Raw genomic sequence first — 21554 nt, 5'->3', positions numbered from 1 at the left:
GCACTGTGAACGGCTCCAGCCTCTGGGGACGGAACGGCGGCCCAATATCGACCATTCTACAAGGTGTAGATGGACGTGATCTGGAAGTGCTTTTGGCAGTCGCTGAAACCGGCAGCTTTCATCGCGCCGCCGCTCAACTCCGCTTAGGGCAATCTGCAGTCTCGCGCAGAGTTCGGAAGCTCGAGGATCTTCTCGGGGTATCTTTGTTCGAGCGCCGAACCACGGGTGCCAGATTAACGCATGCCGGCTCCGAGTTCGTGGCTTGCTCGCACGAGATAATGGAGGATTTGAAGAACGCCGTTAATCGTGCACAGGCACATGGTGCCGCCGAAAACGGAGTACTGAGGATTGGCACCATGGCCCCGCTTTCATGTGGGCCTCAACGCCGTCTGATTGATAGCCTCCTGTCAGAACATCCGGACATCAGACTTCACTTTGTTGAAGCAGAGCGGCAACGCCTGATTTCGATGCTGAGCCATCGAAGTCTAGACGCTGTCCTGTCGATCGGGAAACCTTTGGCCCTGAACGGTGATTGTTTTCCAGTATGGATCAGTGAAGTTCACGTATCGTTATCGGGTCAGCATCCTCTCGCATCTGCAACAAACGTCAGTTGGTGTGAAATCGCGAACGAGGCATTTCTTGTCAGCTCAAGCAAAGCTGGTCCAGATATACATGACCTAATCATTCGTGGTGTGTCCACCGTCGGGCGTACGGCGAGAATTGTTCGCCAACATCTTTCAAAGGAGGGGATATTGGGCCTTGTTGGACTAGGGCTCGGTATTTCGATTCTCACAGAAGAGATTGAAGCTGCCCGCTATCCAGACATGGCTTTCGTTCCCATAAGTGATTGTGAACCCGTACCGTTCTCACTTGGATGGCGCCCCGAAAATGACAACCCTGCGCTCCGCCGCTTCATCAGCCTTGCAAGGATTGAGGCGAAGCGGAACGGCGTTCTTTCCTGAGCTTTGCAAATCCCCGATCGGTCTTCATGAACCGCTCCAGCATTGGCGCGATCAGCTTGGCGGGTTCGAGCGTCTGCCCGTTCTCGGCACCTAATATCTCCGCATAGGCGGTCAGATCCCGATGCACCTGAGCGGGCAGTTCCACAGTTAGCTTGACCGGCTTGTCGTCACGGATATCGCCCAGCTTTAGCTTGCTCATCGGGTATATCCTTGCGGTTCGAGGATCAGATCGCGCCTGACCATCACGCGCACCGGGAAACCCGACCGTATCGTGAGCGTCGGCGGGATGCCAAGCTGACGCTGAACGATCGCTTCGCCCGCACGGCCAACCGTATCCTGTGTGCCCTCCCGGATGGCACGCGCAATATCGCCGTCATCGTCCTGGCCGCTTTCGAGGCCGATATTGAGGATCGTCGCGAGGCCAGCCGCGCGGAACAATTGCCCCCAGTGATTGTCGACCCCATCCTCAAGCCCCGCATATCCAGCTTGATCTGTGCCGGGCTGGCGTTCGAGAACGATGGAGCTTCCACTGGGCAAGATGAGCCGCGTCCATGCGAGTAGCAGCCGACGCTGGCCAGTCTCGACGCGGCTGTCATACTCGCCGAGTAGCCGCGCGCCCTGCGGGATGAGCAGGAATTGCCCGGTCGGACTGTCATAGACATTGGCGGTAACCTGAGCCGTGATCTGCCCGGGAAGGTCGGAGCGCAGCCCGGTCAGGAGCGCTGCTTCGATGACCGATCCCGCTTGCAGGACGTAGGGGCTCGGTGGACTTTGCAGCCGATCCGCCGCAGTCGTTCGTCGGTCCACCTCGCGATTCAGGAAAGCTTCCTGTCGTTCCGTCGTGTCAGGTTGCCGTGCCTGTCCCGCAGATGCCGGGAAGAGACCTTGTAGCCCGGGCGGCGGGGATATTCCGGCTACTTCCTGTGGGCGCGCCGCTCCCGCGCCGGTCGATCTCGCATCGGCAAACAGCGTCGCGAGCCGCGCCGCCTCTGCTTCCTGCATGCGAAGTTGTTCCTCCGGATCGACGGTGGGACCGGTCGCGGGGACGACGGGCACGGGCTCACCCCGCCGCTGCGCGGACAGGACCGGCCGCCCGAGTTCTCCCGGAAGCGGTGGCCCGAGCTGTGGAACCGACGCGTAGTCGCGCGGCAGACCCAAAAGCCCCTCGGCCTCCTGGACCCGTTCGGTCGAGAAGAGTTCTGACGGCCCATCGCCTGGATCGGAACCTTGCAGGGCGACGATTAGGATCGCACCGATGCCGAGCCCGGCTGCGACGGTCAGGACGGTTACGGCTTTGCGCGAGAGCCGCATGACCCGTGGCGGATCGGGCCGCAAGCGCAGTTCCTTGGCGATGGCCTGTTCGGTGCGGGGCGGCTCTTCGGGGCGTTCGTTCGCTTGCTGGTCTTCGGTCCCGGTCATGGCTCAGCGGCCCTCATCCGGACGCCAGGCGGAAACCACCCGCTCCTCGCGCTGGTCAGAACGCCGGACCCCATCGGTCCGCACGATCCGAACCACGCGCTGGCGGTCTCCGAGACGCAGTTCGGCGGCGGCGAAGAGCCGGTCGACGATCATGTAGTTGCGGCGGATGCGGTAATTGACGAGCTGTCCGTCCCCTTCCGGGCCGATTACGAAGAGCGGCGGCATCTCGCCTTGGCCTATCCCGCGAGGGAACTCGATAAACACTTGCCGTCCGTCATCGAAGGCGCGGCGGGGCCGCCAAGGCGCGCGGTCGCCGCTGACGCGGTAGCGGAAGTTGAGGTCGTCGAGATCGACATTGCGCCCGATCGGGAGGCTCGCTTCGGCGCGATCGTTCTGACGGCGGAGCGCGATCAGTTCGTCTTCGGGATATTGCCATGAGACCGAGGCCATATAGGCCTGTGGCGTCGCACGCAGCTCGAGATGGTACGTCCGTCGATCTGTGTTGATGACGAGATTGGTCACGAGATCGGGTCGCGTCGGCTTCACCAACACATGGATGCGGCGGCTATCGCCGGACCCGCTCTCGGTATCGCCGATGATCCAACGTGCGGTATCGCCCGCCGCGATTGGGCCGGACCCGACGAGGCTTTCACCTGGTTGAAGCGCGATGTCTGTGACCTGGCCCGGAGAGGTGTAGACCTGATAGAGCGCACCCGAGCTGTAGGGGTAGAGCTGCACGGCGTTGATGAAGCCATCGCGGACCGGTTCGATCCGGGCGGCGGCGTTGGCGTTGTTCACCCGCTCGGTCGGTTCCGACGCTTCCGCCGGACGATCGTCTGCATCGACCCGCATGAGCTGGCCCGGCAGCGGTAAAGGCTCGGGTGTCTCGACGATCCGGACGGGGCGCGCCGGTTCCGCGACCAGCGTTGCGGCGACCGGATCATCATAGCTGATCTCGGGCGGCTTGAAGGTGGCGCAGCCGCTGAGCAGTGCCGCTGTCGCGGCTGCTGCCAAAAGTCTTTTCGAACAAACGAAGTTTGTCATTGGGCGTTCTCCCTTGACCAGTTGATGGCGTGGACGAAGACGCCGAGGGGGTTCTTGCGGAGGCGGTCGGCATCGCGGGGCGGTTGGACGACAACGCTGAGGATGCCAGTCCAACGCTCGGTGCCCGCGAGCTGACCGTTCACGTAGCGACGCTCGGTCCAGGCGACGCGGAAGCTGTTGTCAGAGGCCCGTATGACGCTCGAGATCTCGGCGGTGACCTGGACCTCGCCGACGCGGGCGAATGGGTCGTTCTCGCGGGCGAAGTCGTTGAGCGCGACGGAGCCTCGGTCGGTGGTGAAGTTGTAGGCGCGCAGCCAATTCTGCCGGAGCACGATCGGGTCGGCGGGAACCTGGCGGACATTCTCAATGAAGCGCGCGAGGTGGAAGGCGATCTGCGGATCGGTCGGGCGGTAATTGGCGGTGGCGGGCGCGACGGCCTGGGCGGCTCCCAAGCGATCGACCTCGACCACATAGGGTACGATCGTGCCTTGTGTAGACTGCCAGACTAGCGCGAGCCCGAAAGTAGCTGTTGTGGCGAGGCAGCCGATGGCCATGAGCCGCCAGTTGCGGGCCTGGACGCGGGCGGAGCCCATGCGCTCGTCCCAGACCTGGGCGGCCTTCTGGTAGGGAGTAACGGGTTTGGGGGTCTTGGCGTATCGCACGCTGGGTCGTTTGAATCTCATGATCTCTCCGTAAGACTGATGGCTGTGCCCGCGCCGCCGCCATCGCCGGAGCGGATGGCGTGGGCGGCAACGGCGGTGCCGTGTTGCAGGCTCTGCTGGCGCTTTATGCGGCGCGCCCAGGCGGGCGGCCCGTCATTTGCGGGTGTCGGCATGGACGACGGGGAATTGCTGAACTTGCCGCCAGTGGCTTCGAAGGCGGCTCGCGAGCCCGTGCGATAACTGTCGCCGACCGCGCGCTTGAGCGGGCTGACAGCGGTACTTACTCCGGCCTGACCGACCGCGGCCATGCCGCTCGCGGCTTTCCCGGCTGTCGAGGTTCCAGAAGCCGCGCCGATCTTGAAAGCGGTCGAGGCCCCACCTGCGACAGCGGTGCCGCCGCGTAATGCTGCGCCACCAGCGGCCCCGGCAATCTTCGCTCCTGCGAGGCCGCCTGCGACAACGCCGCCTGCTGCGAGGCCCGCTCCGACGGCAGCACCTGCGCCGAGTTGCGGACCTCCCGAAACGATGCCGTTGGCGATGCCGGGGCCGAAGATGCCGAGGGCCAACAGCGACAGTGCTGCGAGGACCACGGCCATGGCGTCGTTGATGGTCGGTTCGCCGGTGAACCCGGCGGTGAACTCACCGAAGATGGTCGAGCCGATGCCGACGATGACGGCGAGCACGAGCACCTTGACGCCAGACGATATGACGAGCCCGAGCACGCGCTCGGCCATGAAGGCCGTCTTGTTGAAGAGCCCGAAGGGTACGAGGATGAAGCCCGCGAGCGTCGCGAGCTTGAACTCGATCAGGGTCACGAAGAGCTGGATCGCGAGGATGAAGAAGGAGAGCAGGACCACGATCCAGGCGAAGAGCAGGATCGAGATCTGGATGAAGTTCTCGAAGAACGAGACAAACCCCATCAGGTCGGCGACGGATTCCAGAATCGGCTGACCTGCTTCAAGGCCGACGGCTGCAATGCGTCCGGGTTGCAGCAACTCACCTGCACCCAACGCACCGCCGGTCGCCACGAGGCCCAGACCGGCGAAGCTCTCGAAGACGATGCGGGCGAGCGTGTTCCAGTTGCTGATGATGTAGGCGAAGATGCCGACGAAGAGAGTCTTCTTGACGAGACGGCCGATGATGTCGTCATCGGCGCCCCAGGCCCAGAAGAGCGCCGCGAGCGTGACGTCGATGACGATCAGCGTGGTCGCGAGGAAGGCGACGTCGCCGCCGAGCAGCCCGAACCCACTGTCGATATAGGTGGTGAAGACCTCCAGAAACCGATCGATGACGCCGACATCGCCCATGGCTCACTCCCTGTCCTGATTGTCGGAGGTAAGACCGAAGAAGCGCCGCCGGTTCTCCTCCCAGGCGGCCTGACACTCGGTGTCGGCTCCGAGCGCTTCCGGAGTCAGCGAGCGGCAGCGCTGGAGGGTCTCCCGGAGCGGATCGTCCGAGACCACGGCTGCCGGTTCGGGCGCACGCTCCTCTTCAAGGGCGCGCTGGAGTTCGATCGCAGCCATGAGCGCGGCAATGGCACCCATGGCGATGGCGATGCCTTTCAGCGTGGTCTCGGCTGTCAGCTTCATCGCGGCCTACCGGAACATCCGCACGGTGGTCGGCTCGTAGCCGGAGCCGTAGTCGAGGAAGCGGTCGAGGTTCTCGCGCGCCTGCGCTTCGGCCGTCGCGACGCGCGCGGCTTCCAGCGATTGGGCGCGGTTCTGAGCAGCGATCGCGGCCGTCAGGTCGGAGATCTGCTGGCTCTGTAGCGCGAGGAGCTGGTTGCCGGCCTGGGTCGCCTGCAAGGCGCCGGTTGCGGCCTGACTGCGGCCGACGAGCGCCTGCATCTCGGTGCGGGCGGTCTCGATATTGCCGACGACACCGGCCTGCACTTTCAGCGCGTCCTCGTACCCGGCGACCGAGGTCCGCCAGCGGTCCTGTGCGCCCGCGATCATCTCGTCGAAATCGCCGCGCGCGGCAGCCGCGCCATAGTCCTGGGTAAACGCCTCGTCGATCGTCGCCACGTCATGAGCGATCCGCTGCGCCTCGCCCAGAAGTTGCTGCGTCTGCTGGACCGAGGATTGCAGGCGCGAGAGCGAAGAATATGGTAGGCTGGCGAGATTGCGCGCCTGGTTGACCAGCATTTGCGCCTCGTTCTGGAGCTGGGCGATCTGGTTGTTGATCTGCTCCAGCGTCCGCGCGGCGGTCAGCAGGTTCTCGGCATGGTTGGTCGGGTCGTAGACGATCCCGCCGAAACCGCCGCCAAAGAAGGCGTGGGCGGGCGGCGCGGTCGCGGGGGTCATCGCCACCGCGCTCGACAGCAACAGGGCTGCGGCGGCGCGGCCGGCGAGTTTACGTGTTTTTGTTTTGAACATCAGTCTTCTCCTTGTCGTCATTGGCTTCTGGGGTGGTGGATGGGGCGGGCGCGATCACGTCATTGGACGGGCCGAGCAGGTCGGTGGCCCAGCCGAGATCGCGGCGGGCGAGCCAGGCGGCGGCGAAGCCGTCACGCCCGTGTTCATCGAGGATCGCATCGATGGCGGCGTGATCGGATTTGGAAGACGCGGCGGTGAAGGCGAGTGCGATTTCGCCCAGACCGAGCGCGAAGAGCCGATTGCCGCGGCGCGACTGGCAGTAATAGTCGCGTTTGGGCGTCGCTCTTGCGATGATCTCGATCTGCCGGTCGTTGAGCCCGAAGCTGCGATAGGTCGCCGCGATCTGCGGCTCGAACGCCCGCTCGTTCGGCAGGAAGATGCGGGTCGGGCAGCTCTCGACGATGGCAGGCGCGATGTCGGAGCCGTCGATATCCGCGAGCGATTGGGTGGCGAAGGTGACGGAAGCGTTCTTCTTGCGCAGCGTCTTCAGCCATTCGCGCAGCTGCGAGCCGAAGGTCGCGTCGTCGAGCGCGAGCCAGCCTTCGTCGACGATGATCAGGCTCGGCCGCCCATCGAGGCGGGCTTCGATCCGGTGGAAGAGATAGGCGAGGACGGCGGGCGCGGCAGCGGAGCCGATCAGACCTTCCGTCTCGAAGGCCTGGAAGTCGGCACTGCCGAGGGCTTCGCTTTCGGCGTCGAGCAAGCGGCCGAAAGGACCGCCGAGGCAGTACGGCGCCAGGGCGCGTTTGAGATCGTTCGATTGCAGGAGGACCGACAGACCCGTCAACGTGCGTTCTTCGACTGGTGCCGAGGCAAGCGAGGTGAGCGCCGACCAGAGATGATCGCGCGCGACCGGATCAATCGTCACACCTTCGCGGGCCAGTAGCCCGGCGAGCCAGTCCTGCGCCCAGCTGCGTTCGGCCGCATCATCGATCCGCGCGAGTGGTTGCAGTTGGACCGCGTCGTCTTCATCCGACAGCGCAAGTCCGAGGTCTTCCCAGTCCCCGCCACAAGCCATCGTCGCGCAGCGGATCGAGCCGCCGAAATCGAAGGCGAAGATCTGCGCGTTCTCATAGCGGCGAAACTGTAAAGCCATGAGCGCCAGCAGCACCGATTTGCCCGCGCCGGTCGGACCGACCATGAGCGTGTGGCCGACATCGCCGACATGGGTCGAGAAGCGAAACGGTGTCGCCCCTTGCGTCTCGGCGTAGAAGAGCGGCGGACCGTCCAGATGGTCGTTCCGCTGCGGCCCGGCCCAGACCGCCGACATCGGGATCATATGGGCGAGATTGAGCGTCGAGATCGGCGGTTGGCGCACATTGGCGTAGAGATGGCCAGGCAGCGATCCGAGCCAGGCTTCTATGGCGTTCAGCGTTTCAGGGATGCAAGTGAAGTCGCGGCCTTGGACGACTTTCTCGGCCAGCTTGATCTTGGCGTCCGCCGCGCGTTCGTCCGCGTCCCAGACCGTGATCGTCGCGGTGACATAGGCTGCACCCACGATGTCGGAGCCGAGTTCCTGCAAGGCTTCATCGGCATCGAGCGCCTTGTTGTCGGCGTCCGAGTCGAGGAGTGTCGAGGCCTCGTTGGTCATCACCTCCTTGAGGATCGCGGCGATCGATTTGCGCTTGGCGAACCATTGGCGGCGGATGCGGGTGAAGAGCTTGGTCGCGTCGGTCTTGTCGAGACAGATGGCGCGTGTCGCCCAGCGATACTCGAAGGCCTGCGCGTTAAGCTCGTCGAGCAGGCCAGGCCAGGTTGATGTCGGAAAACCGACGATCGAGAGCGTGCGCAGATAGGCGTCGCCGAGCTTCGGTGCCAGTCCGGCGACGAGCGGTTCGTCCGCCAGATAGGCGTCGAGATGCATCGGGGTCTCGGGAACGCGAACATTCTGCCGACGGCTCGATATCGTTGAATGCAGATAGGAGAGCGTTTCCTCATCATCGAGCCAGACTGCCTCGGGCATGAAACCCTCGAAGAGATCGAGCAACCGGTCCGAGCGCGAGCGGAACGCCGCGAGGTGTTCTTGCGGGTTGGCGCCCTTGGTCGGTGCATCCTGGAACAGCCAGCCACTCGCCCGGCTCGTATCGTCCGCGGGCGGCATCCAGGTCAGGGTCAGGAAATACCGGCTCTCATAATGACTGGATGCTTCCTCGAACTGCGCGCGGCGCTCGGCATCGACCAGCGCCGAGATCGGATCGGGGAACTCCGAGAGCGGATAGTCGCGCGCCGGGATGCGCTGCGCTTCGACGAAGACCGCCCAGCCCGAACCGAGACGGCGCAAGGCGCTGTTGAGCTGTGCAGCGGTGGCGACAAGCTCGGCGGGTGTCGCGGAGTCAAGGTCGGGACCGCGGAACCGCGCCGTCCGCTGAAAACTGGCATCCTTGTTGAGGATCACGCCTTCGCCGATGAGCGCGGCCCAGGGCAGGAAATCGGCGAGCAGCGCGGCTTTGGAGCGATATTCGGCGAGACGCATCATCTCCTCACACCCCCATCCAGGTCGGGTAACGGAGGTGACGGCGCGCGACATCGGCGATTTGAGCGTCCCGCTTGGCAGCATAGACCGCAAGCATGTGACCGATCGCCCAGAGAGCGAGCCCGACCAGCCAGAGCCGCAGCCCGAGACCCACGGCGGCCGCAATGGTGCCGTTGGCGATCGCGATGGCTCGCGGCGCGCCGCCCAGAAGGATAGGCTCTGTCAACGCGCGATGGACCGGCGCGGTGAAGCCCGGGATATCGGTCGCGTCGCTCATACGAGAGCACCGCCACCGAAGGAGAAGAAGCTGAGGAAGAAGCTCGATGCGGCGAAGGCGATCGACAGACCAAACACGATCTGCACGAGCCGGCGCGCGCCGCCCGATGTGTCTCCGAACGCAAGCGTCAGCCCAGTGATAATGATGATCATGACCGCGACGATCTTGGCGACTGGGCCTTCGATCGACTCGAGGATCGCTTGAAGCGGGGCTTCCCAAGGCATGCCGGACCCTGCCGCCTCGGCCTGTCCTGCGGCGAGCAGGAAGCCGATCGCGACTGCGCTGACATAGATAGGCCAGCGGGGATAGAGGAGATTGAGGCGGGTGGTCATGGGGCGGTTCCTTTCGGGTGGGTGAGGAGGGAGTGGAGCGCGTAATCGCCCTCGGCGGTGAGCCCCGTGACGCGGGCGAGGTCCGCGAGGCGGCGATCGCTGCCGCGCCCCTGGAGGACGGCGAGCACGTCTATGGTCTCCGCGATGAGCGCCCGCGGGACGGTGACGACGGCTTCCTGGATGAGCTGTTCGAGGCGACGCAGGGCACCGATGGCTGAGCCCGCGTGGATGGTCCCGATCCCGCCGGGATGACCCGTGCCCCAGGCTTTGAGCAGATCGAGGGCTTCTGACCCGCGCACCTCACCGATGGGAATACGATCCGGGCGCAAGCGGAGCGATGAGCGCACGAGGTCAGACAGGGTTGCGACACCATCCTTGGTGCGCAGCGCAACCAGATTAGGCGTCGTGCATTGAAGCTCTCGGGTATCTTCGATCAGGACCACGCGGTCGGAGGTCTTGGCGACTTCGGCGAGGAGCGCGTTGGTGAGCGTTGTCTTGCCGGTCGATGTGCCGCCCGCGACGAGGATGTTGGCCCGCGATGCGACGGCTTCGCGCAGCGCGTTGGCTGCGACCTCATCCATAATCCCGGCGTGGACATAATCGTCGAGCGTGAAGACGGCGACGGCGGGCTTGCGGATCGCGAAGGTCGGGGCCGCGACGACAGGCGGCAGCAATCCCTCGAAGCGTTCGCCTGTCCCAGGCAACTCAGCGGAAACGCGCGGCGCATCGGCATGGACTTCCGCGCCGACATGATGGGCGACGAGGCGAACGATCCGCTCGCCATCGTCGGCAGTAAGCGTCGCGCCCGTATCGCAGAGCCCTTCGCCGAGCCGGTCGACCCAAAGACGACCGCAGGGATTGAGCATCACTTCGACGACGGCGGCTTCGTCGAGCCAGGCCGCGATGTCGGCTCCGAGCGCCGTGCGGAGCATGCGGGAGCCGCGCTCGATCGCTGCTGACTTGAGAGTGTGGACGGTCATTCGCGGCCCCGCATCTGGTTACGGGGTCGATCAAGAAGACCGCCAAAGCATCATTCGCAACAGGTTTGAGGGCGTAGTAGTGCTGCGGCGTGGAGAGGCAGGGACAAGCGCAATTTGTGTGAAGTCGCGATGGCGTCAGACAGTGGATGGCCGCTCGCGGATGTCCTCCGAGACTTCCTTGTTGAGCGTTTTGCCCTTTGCGAGTCGCCGCCCGAGCGCTTCTACGAACCCGTCATAACGCTCCTTGCCCGAGGCCTGTGTGGCCTCGCGCATCTCGTCCGGCAATGGCGGCGTGGTCGTCAGCCAAAACTTCACGAAGAGCGCCATCGCTTCGTTTCCGATCGACTGGTCGCGCTCCAGTCGCTCAACCGCGCGGGTAAGTCGATCCAGACGTCGCACGATTGCGGCCTCGCGCTGATCGGCACCGTCGGGCGAAAGGAACGCGGCAAGCGCCGCTTCCACGATCTGCGATTTCGAGACCTTCCGACGTGCAGCCAACGCGTCCAACTCACCCGATAGAGCCGGATCGAAATACACGTTCAGGCGCTCCTTCTTCACGGCCACCTCCTAGAGCTCAATCCCGTCATCGGGGTCGAGCGAGGCCTGGCGCGCGACCGTACCGAACCGGTCGCGCATGGCTTTCGCTCGTTGCGCATCGTCCTCGGGCTCGTCGTCGAGGTCGGCGAACTCGCTGCGGGCAGACGCTGGTTCGGGGGCGATGTCTTCGTGTTCCGGCAGGTCGGGTTGCCGACGGATGCCGCCATCCGTGTCGTCGGTTGTTGATTTCCGTTTCTTCGGTGGCGGCGCGACAATCGGTTCGCGGTCGCTCCAATCGTCTGCCGCTAGCCTTTTGCTCTCAGCTCGCGCGTCGCGATCCGGTGGCGGCGCTATCCGCGCCTTGAATTGCGGATCGGCATAATAGCGCGCCTTTTCAGCGCGGACCGGCGGCGCACCGGAGACAAGGACGATCTCGTCCGTCGGCGGGAGCTGCATCATCTCCCCGGGCGTGAGTAGCGGTCTTGCGGTCTCCTGCCGCGAGACCATGAGGTGTCCGAGCCAGGGAGAGAGCCGGTGCCCGGCATAGTTCTTCATCGCCCGCATCTCGGTCGCAGTGCCGAGCGCGTCGGACACCCGCTTGGCCGTGCGCTCGTCATTCGTCGCGAAAGCGACGCGGACATGGCAATTGTCTAGGATCGCATTGTTCTGCCCGTAGGCCTTCTCGATCTGGTTGAGCGATTGCGCAATCAGGAACGCCTTGATCCCGTACCCTGCCATGAAAGCCAGTTGGCTCTCGAAGAAGTCGAGCCGCCCGAGCGCCGGGAACTCATCGAGCATCAGCAGCATGCGGTGGCTGCGCTTCGCAGGCAGATCTTCGGTGAGCCGTCTGCCGATCTGATTGAGCACGAGTCGGATTAGCGGCTTGGTCCGCGAGATGTCCGAAGGCGGCACGACCAGATAGAGCGTCACTGGCTTGCCTCCGGTCACCAGATCGTCGATCTGCCAGTCACAGCGGCGCGTAACCTTGGCGACGACCGGATCGCGATAGAGCCCGAGGAAACTCATGGCCGTCGAGAGAACACCGGAGCGCTCGTTCTCGGATTTGTTCAGAAGTTCCCGCGCGGCCTGCGCGACGACCGGATGCGGGTGATTTCCGAGATGCGGCGTACGCATCATGGCGGCGAGCGTCGACTCGATCGGTCTCTTGGGATCGGACAGGAACGCTGCGACGCCGGCGAGCGTCTTGTCCGCTTCGGCATAGAGCACATGGAGGATCGCGCCGACGAGAAGTGAATGGCTCGTCTTCTCCCAATGGTTCCGCCGTTCGAGCAGACCTTCGGGATCGACTAGGATATCAGCGACGTTCTGGACGTCGCGCACTTCGCTATCGCCGCGCCGCACTTCGAGCAGCGGATTGTAGGCCGCCGAACTTGGATCGGTTGGATCGAAGAGCAGTACGCGGCTGAAGCGGGAACGATAGTTCGCCGTGAGCTGCCAGTTTTCCCCCTTGATGTCGTGGACGATGGCCGAGCCCGGCCAGGTTAGAAGCGATGGCACGACCAGCCCAACGCCTTTCCCGGAGCGCGTCGGCGCGAAGCAGAGCACATGTTCGGGTCCGTCATGTCGAAGATATCGAGACTTGTGGCGTCCGAGGACCACGCCATCGTCGACGAACAATCCCGCCGCGCGCATATCCTTCTCGGTGCCCCAGCGCGCGGAGCCATAGGTCGTCACGTTGCTTGCTTCGCGGGCGCGCAATACGGAAAGAAAGATCGCGACCCCGACAGAAGCGATGCCGCCCGCACCGGCGATTATCGCGCCTTCCATGAAAACGCGCGGCGCATAGGCGTCGTACCAGTACCACCAGGCGAAGAAGTTCCACGGCGCGTAGATCGGCAGGCCGAAGATCGTCGTCATCGGCTCGCCCAACTCAGATTGGAAGCCGAGCCGGAACGCCACCCATTGCGTCGCCGCCCAGACGAAGAGCAGCGCGACGGTCGAGACGATGAGGATCTGACCCCAGAGAATGGCGGTGGCCGGCGATGCGTGTTTCTTCGAGGTCATAGGGATCTCCAGGGTCAGATCGACAGGCCGCGCTTGCGGCCAAGCGACCAATCGATGCCGCCGCCCGCCGTGACGGTGCCCGAGACGGTCTGGCCAAGATGTTTTTCGAGCTGGGGCTTCCAGGGGACGAATTCGAAGCCCATCCCGTCGTCGATCATGGCGAAGCGGCCTGACGCGAGATCGAGGCGCTGGCGATAAGTGCCAGCCACGGACTCGCCGTCGCCAGACTTCCGGAATGGCAGGCCGGTCTCGTCGGCGATTTGGCTCGCAGTTCTATCGAGATCGCGGTGGCGTAGTGTCTTCAAAAGATCGCGCGCGAAGGTGATGCGCTGACCTTGTCGCGTCGCGAGGCCCTGGCCGATCAGGTGCTCAGCGCGTTTCTCCAAAGCGTCGCGGACCTCGGCGCCGAACCTGCTGTGCGCGAGTGGCGCGCGGGTCTTGGCGAGCGCCAGTCGGTCCACCCAGGTCGCGCCGTCCGCGCCGACCTGCTTTTCCAGCACAATGTCTGATCGCCCGACCAAAGCCAGGCGTCGCGCCCCTCTATCTTTCCCGGTCCAGCTCCGCGTCTCGACGATCCCGCCGAGAGGCGTGTCGCCGGTGAGTTCGAGATCGCGGAATCGCAGGTGATGGAGGCGTCCATCGACGCCGTCGATGATCGCATAGGCTTCGCCGGAGAGTTCGTTGTGCAAACCGCGATCGACCAGCTTTCCGAGGATCGGATCGTCGGGCTGACCTTCGATGGCGAAGTCGGATTGCGCGCGCGTCCGACCGCCAATTGCCCGATGCATCGTCTTGATGATGTCGCCGCGCACAGCCATCTCGCGCAATGTGTCTTCCATGCCTGGCTTCAACTGCCAGACGGACGGCGCCAGCTTTTCGGCAAGGCCAAACTTCTCCAACGTCTGAGCGCGCCCGATCATCCGGCGCTTGAGCTCTTTGTCGTCGAGATCGGGCGCGCCGGGGCGCAGGTCAGCCACGCCGAGCGTGTCATCCGCATAGGACCGCAGCGCACGATCGAGGCCGGTCCAACGCTCGGCCTTCACCTCCGCGTCGAGACCGGCGCCGATCTCCTTCTCGCTGCGCGGTCCGAGTTCTAATTCGACGAGTTCTTCCGCCCGCCCGCGCAAACCGCGGCTGATATAATCGCGCGAGATGACGAGGTCTTTCCCGTCATCGGCCTTGCCGCGCACGAGCACATGGACATGCGGATTGTGGGTGTTCCAATGATCGACCGCGACCCAATCGAGCTCAGTGCCGAGATCGCGTTCGGCCTGGGCCATGAGATCGCGGGTAAAGGCGCGCAAGTCTTCCATCTGCCCGGCGTCCTCGGGCGAGACGATGAAACGGAAATGATGCCGGTCGCCTTCGGTGCTGGCAGCGAAGGCGCGGTCGTCTATCTGCTCGTACTCCTTGTCGAACATGGCTGCATCGCGACCGTCCTTGGTGACGCCCTCGCGTTTCAGATAGTCGAGATGCTTGGCGAGCGGTGCGGAGCGAAACGTCTGACCGCGATGTCTAACGATCCGCGCATTCACCACGACCCGGCGCTGCGTCCGTGCGAGGCCGCGTGAGACTCTTACGAAGCGCCCGCGCCCGAAGGTCGACCGACCGGCGCGACCGCCGGTCGTCCTGAAATGACTGCCGGTATGCCCCGCCTTCTTCGCGGCGCGCATGACCTGTCCGACGAAGCTCTTGGCGCGTTTGGCTGACGGGCCTTTGTCGCGGATGCGCCCCGGCCTGATGCGGATGTCGTTATCGCGCTGTTTCATGCGGCGACTTCCACAAAATCAGGCATGGCACGGTGAAAAGGACGCAGAATCAGTGAGATAACTCTATGTGCAGCACTGTGGCCAAGTGCGCAGCACGCAAAAAGCCCAACAACAACAACGCCGTAGCGCCACCGCGCGTCCGGCCTTTTATCTTGCCCTCCCGTCGTTGATGTCGGCTGCAACCCTCCGTCTGCCGCATTCCATACGAGGCAGCACGACGGAACAAGGCGGAGCGAGATCGGTGCGATCATCGCTCTGGCTCCTCGGTTCTGGAGACGAAAAGCGGGTTCGATTGGGTAGTCTGTGAACGCGAGGGGCGCAGTTCGTCGGCGGTCCGCATATCGAATGATGCGCGGTCCGGCTCTGCACTGCCCTGGATTTCACTCGACGCTGAGACGGGCGCAAAGAGCGGGGCAGCTTGCCATCGGTCAGCAGAAACAGTGCGCACTGGTTGCAATGGCGCTGCATTCGAAAAGCCGAGTTCCTGAGAAAGCGCTGCAACATAGCGGCGCGTTTCTCGCGGCAAGGTGCGCCCGGTGCGCAGATGCTCGGCATACCGACCGGGGCCGGCATTGTAGGCCGCGAGAAACCCAGGCGCGCCGAACTGGTCGTACATCTGGCGCAGATAGGCCGTGCCCGCGAGGATGTTCTCGCGACGGTCGAACGGGTCCGAGCCGAAACCATGGGCTGTGCGAAGCTCGGCCCAGGTTCCGGGCATGATCTGCATCAGGCCCATCGCACCGGCGCTGCTGACGGCGCGTGCATTGCCCGCACTCTCGGCCTGCATGACAGCCCGTATCCAGCGCTCGGGGATGCGGAAGCGTTGCGCCGCTTCTGCAATGAAAGCGTCGATATCGGAGCTTGGGGTAACGGCTTGAGCGGAGCGGGAAACCGTATCCCGCGCGTCAGCCGCGGGTGGATTGGCGCAACCGGAAAGCGCGATCAGGATCGCGGAAGCGGCGAAAAGCCGACGGCCAGAAGGAAGAAGAAGAGCCATCGCGTCAGCCCTCCCGCGTCCAGATCGGGACGGCGCGGCCGATGATCGTGTCGCGTGGAAGCGGCCCGAAATACCGTCCGTCGAGGCTCGCCTCGGTGTCGGGATTGAGGAAGAAGATCTGATCGTCGGTGAGCCGTTGGCAGCCCTGCCAGACGGGCAGCGGACGGTCGAAGCGGTCGCGCTCCTTCGCGGTCGCAACGGTCGTGCCGTCGATGCTGACCGTGACGCCAGTGCGGCAGACACGCTGTCCGGGAAGTGCCGCGACATGCTTGACGAGCGGGACATCGGCGCCGAGATAGCCGTGCTCCAGGAGCCAGTCGCCGAGCGGCGAAGGCGGCTCCAGGACGACCAAATCGCCGACAGTTGGCCTGTCGAGCGGCTGCACGGCATAGAAGCCGATGGGCACGCTGGCCGAGGCGTTCCACACGAGGATCGGGTTGGCGCGGACGACCGCGGAGAATGCGATCAGGGCGATACCGGCGCTGCCGATGATGAGCCATGGGCGTGCGCGTTTCATGCCGCCAACGCCCGTCTCTTGAGCCAGGCGTCATGCCGGAAAGGCGTGTAGCGGCGCGGCTCGAGATTGCAGCTGAGGCGGTTATGAACGTGCCGCCAATGGTCCGGGCAGACGTCTTCTGGCGCGATCTCTTCAGCCTGGATTTGGTCGATTGTGAGCAGCACAGCTTCGACCTTGGGCCATCCGGAAAGCCGCAACAGAGACAACCCGCCGGGCGTCACGAACGGCACTGTCGAATAGCGCTCGCCCGGACGTGCGGCTTGCAGGATGTCGATCCGGCTCTCGATCGTGCCGTAGTCGTTCGCGGCCCAGCGGACGAAGGCGAAGACGCTGCCGGGATCGACGCCGACGACGCGAACTGAGCGGCTTTTGATCACCTCTTGAACGATCCGACCAAAGCGCAGCCAGCGTTCGATGCGGCCTTCGATCCATGTGAGTTCGATGGTCGTGCGCACTCTCATGAGCGCTTCTCGCCGCTATAGGCTGGCGAGATCGCGGCATGCCGTTTGGCCGGAAGGACGGTGTCGCCCGTATCGTCCGAGGTCGAGCGTTTCTCGCCGCGGCTGACCCAGGCTTGCAGATCTTCGACCGCGTAAACGACACGGCCTCCGATCTTGGAATACTTCGGGCCTGTTCCGTAGGTGCGGTGCTTTTCGAGCGTCCGGCCGGACAGACCGAGAAATCGGGCGGCTTCGGGGGTTCTGAGGTAGCGCGGTGGCAGGCCGGCATTGGGATCGGGCATCGGGGTCTCCTCTGGTCATCGTGGGTCCGTCGCGGGATGCAAGGGACGGCTCGCGGCCAGAGAAGCGGAGAAGAGCGCCTGGGAGGGATGACGAAGATTCAGAAGAAAAATCGTCACCCCCTCTTGGGTGCGCTCCTGTAGCCTGGATTTTGCTTTGGAAGATGTCCGTTGGGACGCAGATGCCGGCTATTTGCGATGCGAACGGGCCGTTGATTTGCCACGCAGCAATTGGCGATAGCCATCACCGACAAGTGCTCGACCGTAGTTTGCGAGGCGCGCAACCTGTGCTTTCAGAGCGCTCGTCTTCCAAGGTTCGGCAGCGACCCGTCGTGCGCCGAAATAAGTCACCGCAATGTCGCGCAGACGCGTCCCCGATTGCCGCGCATCGTTCGTGCGCAGCGCATGACCGATGCGTTTACGCCGTTGAAGGGTGAACAGAGCGCGCGAGGTTTGACCGCGCCAGAGACGCCTTAGACGCTCTGCCGTGGCGATTCTGATGGACCAGTCAGGCGTCAAAGGGATGATCACGGCGCGGGGGCGATCTTCGGTCAAGGCGTCGTCCGAAACGACGATCAATCCGGTACGAATGCACGACCAGTAGCGACCATGGGTGCCGCGTCTCGTTTCAAGGATGATATGATCGAAGACAGCGTGTTCGGCCTCACAGAGATTTTTGGCCGTCATCAAAGACGTCACGGCTGGTGCAACAGAAGGTCGCCAGTAGAGTTTCGCATCCGTTGCCTTTAGCTCAGGATCGACCGGGAAATCGTAACCCCCAAGCAGCCGCCTCGTTCTCGGTCATGTTCAGAAACGCGGCCCGATAGTCCGGATTGCGCCTAAGGCATTCCCAGGCCAGGCCGGAGGCATCGAGTTTTTCGATGTAATCGTAGTCGGTTTCGTCTCGCCAGTTCGTCGGCATATCCGCTCTCCAACTGTTACGCGCCGAGCGTCAGACGCTTTGGACTCAGCAATATGCTCGCGTTAAACGGGAAAGCGTAGGGAGACGGATGGCATAGGGCGATGCGCGTAAGGCATCGCGCGCATGCTCGCTTATTGCGACTTCAGGCGTTGGTCAGAAGCTCACGGTAGCCTTGCTCTGCGACCCAATGAGCGCGCACGAGATGGCTGTCGTGTACATGTCTCGCACGCTCGGGTTCGTCTTCGGCATCGATCCCGAACAGGTAGTGCGCGATCTCCGAGAGTGTGGCTCCGTCGGCTTCAGCGTCGAGCAGGCGTGCGTAGAGCTTGAACTGGGCACGGTCATAGTCGGTCAGGTGGTCGCTGTCGGGAGGCGCGTCGGCAAACCGAATACTGTTCTTATCGTTCATTTAGTCCCCCAGCGGGCTAGCCTGCGCCCATATGATTAATGCCTCATTTTTGCGGTTCCGCCAACGGTGCCACAATTGAAGAGCTGGATCTCCGCGTCGGTTTGTTGAACGGTGCCGTATCGAGCGCGTATTATAGTACGTCGCACTAAAATACGCGATAGGTCTTTTGTCGTCGGATGGATATCCGGCAGATTTTTGGGAACAATCTCAAGCACTACAGAACCTTAGCTGACATGAGCCAGGCAGCGCTTGCCGTGAAGATGGGCGTGGATCGCGCGCACGTGAGCTCGATGGAGCGCGGCCAGCAGAACGTTACAATCATTACCCTCTGGCACGCCGCATTGGCACTGGATGTGCGACCGGATCTTTTGTTGAAGGAAAGCGCCTCGGAGGGCGCTGAACAGACGTAAGCCCCGCCCGGTCTCCCAGGCGAGGCTGAAGTCGCTGTGGTCAGTCGCCGTTCTTGCGGCGCGCCCGCGACCAGATGAGGCTGAAGGTCTCGTCGCCGCCTTCGACGACCGTGTCATCGAAGAGGTTCGCGTAGATCGGCTGGGTGAAGCTCGGATCGTCTAGCTTGAGGCTCAGATAGTCGCGGCTCTCGTTCGAGCGCTTCGACCAGGCTGCGCCGATCTCGGCGCGGCCGACGAAGACCCGGTGGGAGGGAGCGTTCTCGCCGGAGGTGCTGTCCTCGGGGACGATGCGGACGTTCTGCGCCTGCACGTTGAGGGTGACGATTTCTCCGACGTATTCGTTGCCGGTCTTCTTGAAGGTTCCGATGGTGGCCATGTCATTTCTCCTTTGGCTTTCGATCCCGAGCCCGTCGCGGTCTCGATGGCGATCGTCAGGACCGGGACGATCCGTCGACGCAGCCCTTGGCCCGCAGCGCCAGCGGAGGACGCCGGGGGCGGTCTTTCTTGGACCCATCAGGGTCGTCCCGCGAGGAATGGGCAAAGCCCAGGGGAAGAAAGTCCGAACCCGGCGTTGCGGCTGAGACGGTCGAGGCGTCAGCCGATCCCGGTCAGATCAGCCCAATGAGAGGCCGTGACGGACGCGGGTGACGAGGGCATGGGATGAGAAATGACCGCCACCGTCGGACCGGGCAATCCATCGGCAATGTCGATCGGAGAAAGACGGGCTCTGGCGTGCAGAACGGCGCAGAGCGGGGTCGTCGCTGGACATTCATCGCAATCCGAGAATGCTCGTTCCCACCGCGTTTCGGCTGCATGTGAGATGTGCTGAGCTGGGTCCAGGCTCTCGAACGAGATTAGACCCGTCATGCCAAAAGTTCTTGGTCGAGCGTCAAACCGTCTCGCCCCATACGGTGACGCCGCATCGTCGTTGGCGGCGGGGTTTCAGTGATCGTTCGCGAACGGGCTCGCCTGAATGGCGTCTGTGTGCTGCACATCGTCCTCGCCGATGGGACCGACGAGGCTGGCGATCCGCACCCAAGCGGTGCCAGCGGTCACGATTCCGCCGATGATCGCGAAGGCCAGTGTCCAGCCTTCGGAAGCGCCGCCGATCTGCGACAGGCCCTTGATCGCCGAGAATCCGGCGACGCCTGCGGGCGCAGCGAAGAGCGCGCCAATGGTGAGGCGGATGGGGACAGACTGAACCTTGGCGAAGATGATCTGGCCGATGAGATAGGTGAAGACGGCGGCAAACATGCCAGCCACCAATGCCGCGATCACGCCCGCTTCGGTGTCGTAGACATACATGCCGACGCTTACGCCGACGAAGGCGGGCAGCGCGTAGACGGCCAGTGCGAACAGCACCCAGACGAGGAAACCGAGGCCGATGACGCTCAGAAATGCGGATATGAACATGGGCGGCCTCCTCTCATGGGCTGCGCCTCCACCACCGCGACGGCACTGGTTGAGCATAACACATTGGCGGTGTTCACGGAATATTCCCGTGCAGCGCATCGCGATGCGATATGCGCATCACGGATCATGACGCCCGCCTTTCGCTGCGCGGAAATCGTAAAGCGGGATGCCGAGCACCTTGGCCTTGTCGGCGAGATTGTCGGTGATGCCCGAGCCCGGGAAGACGATCAGACCGATCGGTAGCGTCTCAAGGAGTAGATCGTTGCGCTTAAACGGCGCGGCCTTGCCGTGGCGGGTCCAGTCCGGCTTGAACACGATCTGTTGGCATCTACGATTGTCGGCCCAGCAGGCCGCGATGCGTTCGGCGCCCTTGGGCGAGCCGCCATGAAAGAGCACCATATCGTCATGCTTGGCGCGGACCTTGTCGAGTGCGGCCCAGATGGCTGCGGTGTCGGCGACGTCCTGCCCGCCGGTGAAGGCGATCTTGGTGCCTGTCGGGATCAGCGGTTCGAGTTCAGTCTTGCGCTTGGCATCGAGATAGTCGCGGCTGTCGATCATCGCGGCGGTCATGTGCTTGCGATTGACGTGGCTGCCCGAGCGCGGATGCCAGGTCTGGCCGAGATGCGCTTCGAAATGCTCGGCAGCGAGATCACGCATGCCCTCATAGGCGTTGCGTTGTTCGGTGAGCGTCAGTCCTTCGGCGATCAGGCGTTCCAGTTCGACCGAGCGGACTTCTGACCCGTCCTGGCTGCGCTGCGCGCGCCGCTGCGCCTGTTCGTTGTCGTCGAGCTTGCGGTCGATCCGGATCGCCATGCGGTGGAAGACATTGGTCGTGGACCAGAGCAGGTCTTCGAGGTCGGGTTCGAGCCGTGTGTCGCCAAGGGCGACAACGAGTGCGTCGAAGATGCCGGCGATCGCACCTTCGACGGTTCCGGCGTCTGGGAGTGGCCGCGGATCGGGTTCGTCGGCAAACGGTCGATGTCCGAACAATTGCAGTTCGTCGAGGACGAGGGCTGTGGCGGAGCGGGTTTCGGGTTCGTGCTGGGTCATGGGCGAGTAGGCCTCCTTGTAGCTGACCGCGCCTCGCGCGGCCTTCATGGGCGACGGAAAGCGGGGCGCGACCGGGCCTGCATCCCGCGGCAGCGGGACCGGAGCGCCAGCGGAGGATGGCGGAGGCGGCGCCGTTTTGGATCGCGATGCAAAGCCGAGGCTTGTCCTCGGCGGCGGAAAACGGTGTCGCCGCAGCCATTGCCGGAACGGGCGGGTTCCGCTCTGGCTCGCCCCTCTCGGGA

General features: G+C 63.8%; 27 protein-coding genes. 2 read left to right on the top strand and 25 right to left on the bottom strand.

Going from position 1 to position 21554, the window contains the following annotated elements; genetic code table 11:
* The first annotated feature begins 5 nt into the window (after positions 1 to 5).
* Positions 6 to 962, top strand: a complete 957-nt coding sequence (locus tag JJ917_11095; protein ID MBO6699367.1) for a LysR family transcriptional regulator — start codon at positions 6 to 8, stop codon at positions 960 to 962.
* Here the strand turns inward: JJ917_11095 and JJ917_11090 are convergent.
* The 21 genes from JJ917_11090 to JJ917_10990 all read right to left on the bottom strand — a co-directional run bounded on the left by JJ917_11090 (position 916) and on the right by JJ917_10990 (position 18439).
* On the bottom strand, positions 916 to 1161 hold the full coding sequence (locus tag JJ917_11090; GenBank protein ID MBO6699366.1) for a DUF2274 domain-containing protein: 246 nt from the start codon (positions 1159 to 1161) through the stop codon (positions 916 to 918). The two genes, JJ917_11095 and JJ917_11090, sit on opposite strands and share 47 nt — an antisense overlap.
* Complete coding sequence (locus JJ917_11085) at positions 1158 to 2381, bottom strand: TrbI/VirB10 family protein (protein ID MBO6699365.1); 1224 nt, start codon at positions 2379 to 2381, stop codon at positions 1158 to 1160. The genes JJ917_11090 and JJ917_11085 overlap by 4 nt, the downstream gene beginning before the upstream one ends.
* A 3-nt stretch (positions 2382 to 2384) precedes the next feature.
* The gene (gene trbG / locus JJ917_11080) at positions 2385 to 3425 is read right to left on the bottom strand and encodes a P-type conjugative transfer protein TrbG (GenBank protein ID MBO6699364.1); all 1041 of its coding nucleotides are present in this window, start codon (positions 3423 to 3425) and stop codon (positions 2385 to 2387) included.
* Positions 3422 to 4111 carry a conjugal transfer protein TrbF gene (locus JJ917_11075; GenBank protein MBO6699363.1) on the bottom strand — a complete coding sequence of 230 codons (690 nt, stop codon included), beginning with the start codon at positions 4109 to 4111 and terminating at the stop codon, positions 3422 to 3424. Before JJ917_11075 ends, trbG begins: the two co-directional genes overlap by 4 nt.
* Positions 4105 to 5394 carry a P-type conjugative transfer protein TrbL gene (gene trbL, locus JJ917_11070; protein MBO6699362.1) on the bottom strand — a complete coding sequence of 430 codons (1290 nt, stop codon included), beginning with the start codon at positions 5392 to 5394 and terminating at the stop codon, positions 4105 to 4107. The genes JJ917_11075 and trbL overlap by 7 nt, the downstream gene beginning before the upstream one ends.
* A gap of 3 nt (positions 5395 to 5397) precedes the next feature.
* Positions 5398 to 5676, bottom strand: coding sequence for a putative entry exclusion protein TrbK-alt (gene trbK-alt / locus JJ917_11065; protein ID MBO6699361.1), 279 nt, complete (start codon positions 5674 to 5676; stop codon positions 5398 to 5400).
* A gap of 6 nt (positions 5677 to 5682) precedes the next feature.
* Entirely contained in the window at positions 5683 to 6462 is a 780-nt protein-coding gene (gene trbJ, locus JJ917_11060) for a P-type conjugative transfer protein TrbJ (GenBank protein MBO6699360.1), read from the bottom strand.
* Positions 6440 to 8938 carry a conjugal transfer protein TrbE gene (locus JJ917_11055; protein MBO6699359.1) on the bottom strand — a complete coding sequence of 833 codons (2499 nt, stop codon included), beginning with the start codon at positions 8936 to 8938 and terminating at the stop codon, positions 6440 to 6442. Before JJ917_11055 ends, trbJ begins: the two co-directional genes overlap by 23 nt.
* Positions 8939 to 8942: 4 nt before the next feature.
* Positions 8943 to 9212 (bottom strand): VirB3 family type IV secretion system protein, encoded by a 270-nt coding sequence (locus JJ917_11050; GenBank protein ID MBO6699358.1) that lies wholly within the window; start codon positions 9210 to 9212, stop codon positions 8943 to 8945.
* Positions 9209 to 9544: a TrbC/VirB2 family protein gene (locus JJ917_11045; GenBank protein ID MBO6699357.1), complete on the bottom strand. Its 336-nt coding sequence runs from the start codon at positions 9542 to 9544 to the stop codon at positions 9209 to 9211. Before JJ917_11045 ends, JJ917_11050 begins: the two co-directional genes overlap by 4 nt.
* Positions 9541 to 10524 carry a P-type conjugative transfer ATPase TrbB gene (gene trbB / locus JJ917_11040; protein MBO6699356.1) on the bottom strand — a complete coding sequence of 328 codons (984 nt, stop codon included), beginning with the start codon at positions 10522 to 10524 and terminating at the stop codon, positions 9541 to 9543. Before trbB ends, JJ917_11045 begins: the two co-directional genes overlap by 4 nt.
* A 135-nt stretch (positions 10525 to 10659) precedes the next feature.
* Positions 10660 to 11082, bottom strand: a complete 423-nt coding sequence (locus JJ917_11035) for a ribbon-helix-helix protein, CopG family (GenBank protein MBO6699355.1) — start codon at positions 11080 to 11082, stop codon at positions 10660 to 10662.
* 9 nt (positions 11083 to 11091) lie between these two features.
* Positions 11092 to 13086 carry a conjugal transfer protein TraG gene (locus JJ917_11030; protein ID MBO6699354.1) on the bottom strand — a complete coding sequence of 665 codons (1995 nt, stop codon included), beginning with the start codon at positions 13084 to 13086 and terminating at the stop codon, positions 11092 to 11094.
* A gap of 14 nt (positions 13087 to 13100) precedes the next feature.
* Positions 13101 to 14855, bottom strand: coding sequence for a DUF3363 domain-containing protein (locus tag JJ917_11025; GenBank protein ID MBO6699353.1), 1755 nt, complete (start codon positions 14853 to 14855; stop codon positions 13101 to 13103).
* Positions 14856 to 15102: 247 nt separating this feature from the next.
* Positions 15103 to 15852 (bottom strand): lytic transglycosylase domain-containing protein, encoded by a 750-nt coding sequence (locus JJ917_11020; GenBank protein MBO6699352.1) that lies wholly within the window; start codon positions 15850 to 15852, stop codon positions 15103 to 15105.
* A 4-nt stretch (positions 15853 to 15856) separates the two neighbouring features.
* Positions 15857 to 16369 carry a S26 family signal peptidase gene (locus JJ917_11015; GenBank protein MBO6699351.1) on the bottom strand — a complete coding sequence of 171 codons (513 nt, stop codon included), beginning with the start codon at positions 16367 to 16369 and terminating at the stop codon, positions 15857 to 15859.
* Positions 16366 to 16830, bottom strand: a complete 465-nt coding sequence (locus tag JJ917_11010; GenBank protein ID MBO6699350.1) for a DUF2840 domain-containing protein — start codon at positions 16828 to 16830, stop codon at positions 16366 to 16368. The genes JJ917_11015 and JJ917_11010 overlap by 4 nt, the downstream gene beginning before the upstream one ends.
* Complete coding sequence (locus tag JJ917_11005; protein MBO6699349.1) at positions 16827 to 17111, bottom strand: helix-turn-helix domain-containing protein; 285 nt, start codon at positions 17109 to 17111, stop codon at positions 16827 to 16829. Before JJ917_11005 ends, JJ917_11010 begins: the two co-directional genes overlap by 4 nt.
* 186 nt (positions 17112 to 17297) lie before the next feature.
* Positions 17298 to 17795, bottom strand: coding sequence for a DUF2285 domain-containing protein (locus JJ917_11000; protein MBO6699348.1), 498 nt, complete (start codon positions 17793 to 17795; stop codon positions 17298 to 17300).
* A 64-nt stretch (positions 17796 to 17859) separates the two neighbouring features.
* Entirely contained in the window at positions 17860 to 18030 is a 171-nt protein-coding gene (locus tag JJ917_10995; protein ID MBO6699347.1) for a hypothetical protein, read from the bottom strand.
* A gap of 142 nt (positions 18031 to 18172) precedes the next feature.
* Positions 18173 to 18439, bottom strand: coding sequence for a DUF2285 domain-containing protein (locus JJ917_10990; GenBank protein ID MBO6699346.1), 267 nt, complete (start codon positions 18437 to 18439; stop codon positions 18173 to 18175).
* Positions 18440 to 18615: 176 nt separating this feature from the next.
* Here JJ917_10990 and JJ917_10985 point away from each other — a divergent pair, with 176 nt between their 5' ends.
* A complete protein-coding gene (locus JJ917_10985; protein MBO6699345.1) occupies positions 18616 to 18849 on the top strand; it encodes a helix-turn-helix transcriptional regulator in 234 nt (77 codons plus the stop codon).
* A 40-nt stretch (positions 18850 to 18889) separates the two neighbouring features.
* Here JJ917_10985 and JJ917_10980 read toward each other — a convergent pair whose 3' ends face one another.
* The 4 genes from JJ917_10980 to JJ917_10965 form a co-directional block, all read right to left on the bottom strand.
* A complete protein-coding gene (locus JJ917_10980; GenBank protein MBO6699344.1) occupies positions 18890 to 19225 on the bottom strand; it encodes a DUF736 domain-containing protein in 336 nt (111 codons plus the stop codon).
* A 218-nt stretch (positions 19226 to 19443) separates the two neighbouring features.
* Positions 19444 to 19716 (bottom strand): hypothetical protein, encoded by a 273-nt coding sequence (locus JJ917_10975; GenBank protein MBO6699343.1) that lies wholly within the window; start codon positions 19714 to 19716, stop codon positions 19444 to 19446.
* 75 nt (positions 19717 to 19791) lie between these two features.
* Positions 19792 to 20262 carry a hypothetical protein gene (locus JJ917_10970; GenBank protein MBO6699342.1) on the bottom strand — a complete coding sequence of 157 codons (471 nt, stop codon included), beginning with the start codon at positions 20260 to 20262 and terminating at the stop codon, positions 19792 to 19794.
* Between the two features lie 117 nt (positions 20263 to 20379).
* On the bottom strand, positions 20380 to 21360 hold the full coding sequence (locus tag JJ917_10965) for a DUF2493 domain-containing protein (protein MBO6699341.1): 981 nt from the start codon (positions 21358 to 21360) through the stop codon (positions 20380 to 20382).
* Positions 21361 to 21554 lie beyond the last annotated feature (194 nt).

The sequence above is a fragment of the Hyphomicrobiales bacterium genome, assembly GCA_017642935.1.
In the GTDB taxonomy this organism is placed as follows: domain Bacteria; phylum Pseudomonadota; class Alphaproteobacteria; order Rhizobiales; family MH13; genus MH13.
The sequence above is the reverse complement of the archived record's forward strand: the minus strand, read 5'-3'. Positions and strand labels throughout refer to the sequence as shown.

Excerpts from the sequence above, each read along its gene's own strand:
- JJ917_11005 (MBO6699349.1), bottom strand. The coding sequence starts at position 17,111 with ATGCCCGATCCCAATGCCGGCCTGCCACCGCGCTACCTCAGAACCCCC.
- JJ917_10995 (MBO6699347.1), bottom strand. The coding sequence starts at position 18,030 with ATGCCGACGAACTGGCGAGACGAAACCGACTACGATTACATCGAAAAA.
- JJ917_11010 (MBO6699350.1), bottom strand. The coding sequence starts at position 16,830 with ATGAGAGTGCGCACGACCATCGAACTCACATGGATCGAAGGCCGCATC.
- JJ917_11090 (MBO6699366.1), bottom strand. The coding sequence starts at position 1,161 with ATGAGCAAGCTAAAGCTGGGCGATATCCGTGACGACAAGCCGGTCAAG.
- JJ917_11055 (MBO6699359.1), bottom strand. The coding sequence starts at position 8,938 with ATGATGCGTCTCGCCGAATATCGCTCCAAAGCCGCGCTGCTCGCCGAT.
- JJ917_10970 (MBO6699342.1), bottom strand. The coding sequence starts at position 20,262 with ATGTTCATATCCGCATTTCTGAGCGTCATCGGCCTCGGTTTCCTCGTC.
- trbB (MBO6699356.1), bottom strand. The coding sequence starts at position 10,524 with ATGACCGTCCACACTCTCAAGTCAGCAGCGATCGAGCGCGGCTCCCGC.
- JJ917_11020 (MBO6699352.1), bottom strand. The coding sequence starts at position 15,852 with ATGGCTCTTCTTCTTCCTTCTGGCCGTCGGCTTTTCGCCGCTTCCGCG.
- JJ917_11085 (MBO6699365.1), bottom strand. The coding sequence starts at position 2,381 with ATGACCGGGACCGAAGACCAGCAAGCGAACGAACGCCCCGAAGAGCCG.
- JJ917_10980 (MBO6699344.1), bottom strand. The coding sequence starts at position 19,225 with ATGGCCACCATCGGAACCTTCAAGAAGACCGGCAACGAATACGTCGGA.
- JJ917_10975 (MBO6699343.1), bottom strand. The coding sequence starts at position 19,716 with ATGACGGGTCTAATCTCGTTCGAGAGCCTGGACCCAGCTCAGCACATC.
- JJ917_10965 (MBO6699341.1), bottom strand. The coding sequence starts at position 21,360 with ATGAAGGCCGCGCGAGGCGCGGTCAGCTACAAGGAGGCCTACTCGCCC.
- JJ917_11025 (MBO6699353.1), bottom strand. The coding sequence starts at position 14,855 with ATGAAACAGCGCGATAACGACATCCGCATCAGGCCGGGGCGCATCCGC.
- JJ917_10990 (MBO6699346.1), bottom strand. The coding sequence starts at position 18,439 with ATGAACGATAAGAACAGTATTCGGTTTGCCGACGCGCCTCCCGACAGC.
- JJ917_11015 (MBO6699351.1), bottom strand. The coding sequence starts at position 16,369 with ATGAAACGCGCACGCCCATGGCTCATCATCGGCAGCGCCGGTATCGCC.
- JJ917_11030 (MBO6699354.1), bottom strand. The coding sequence starts at position 13,086 with ATGACCTCGAAGAAACACGCATCGCCGGCCACCGCCATTCTCTGGGGT.
- trbG (MBO6699364.1), bottom strand. The coding sequence starts at position 3,425 with ATGACAAACTTCGTTTGTTCGAAAAGACTTTTGGCAGCAGCCGCGACA.
- trbL (MBO6699362.1), bottom strand. The coding sequence starts at position 5,394 with ATGGGCGATGTCGGCGTCATCGATCGGTTTCTGGAGGTCTTCACCACC.
- JJ917_11045 (MBO6699357.1), bottom strand. The coding sequence starts at position 9,544 with ATGACCACCCGCCTCAATCTCCTCTATCCCCGCTGGCCTATCTATGTC.
- JJ917_10985 (MBO6699345.1), top strand. The coding sequence starts at position 18,616 with ATGGATATCCGGCAGATTTTTGGGAACAATCTCAAGCACTACAGAACC.
- trbJ (MBO6699360.1), bottom strand. The coding sequence starts at position 6,462 with ATGTTCAAAACAAAAACACGTAAACTCGCCGGCCGCGCCGCCGCAGCC.
- JJ917_11050 (MBO6699358.1), bottom strand. The coding sequence starts at position 9,212 with ATGAGCGACGCGACCGATATCCCGGGCTTCACCGCGCCGGTCCATCGC.
- JJ917_11000 (MBO6699348.1), bottom strand. The coding sequence starts at position 17,795 with ATGACGGCCAAAAATCTCTGTGAGGCCGAACACGCTGTCTTCGATCAT.
- trbK-alt (MBO6699361.1), bottom strand. The coding sequence starts at position 5,676 with ATGAAGCTGACAGCCGAGACCACGCTGAAAGGCATCGCCATCGCCATG.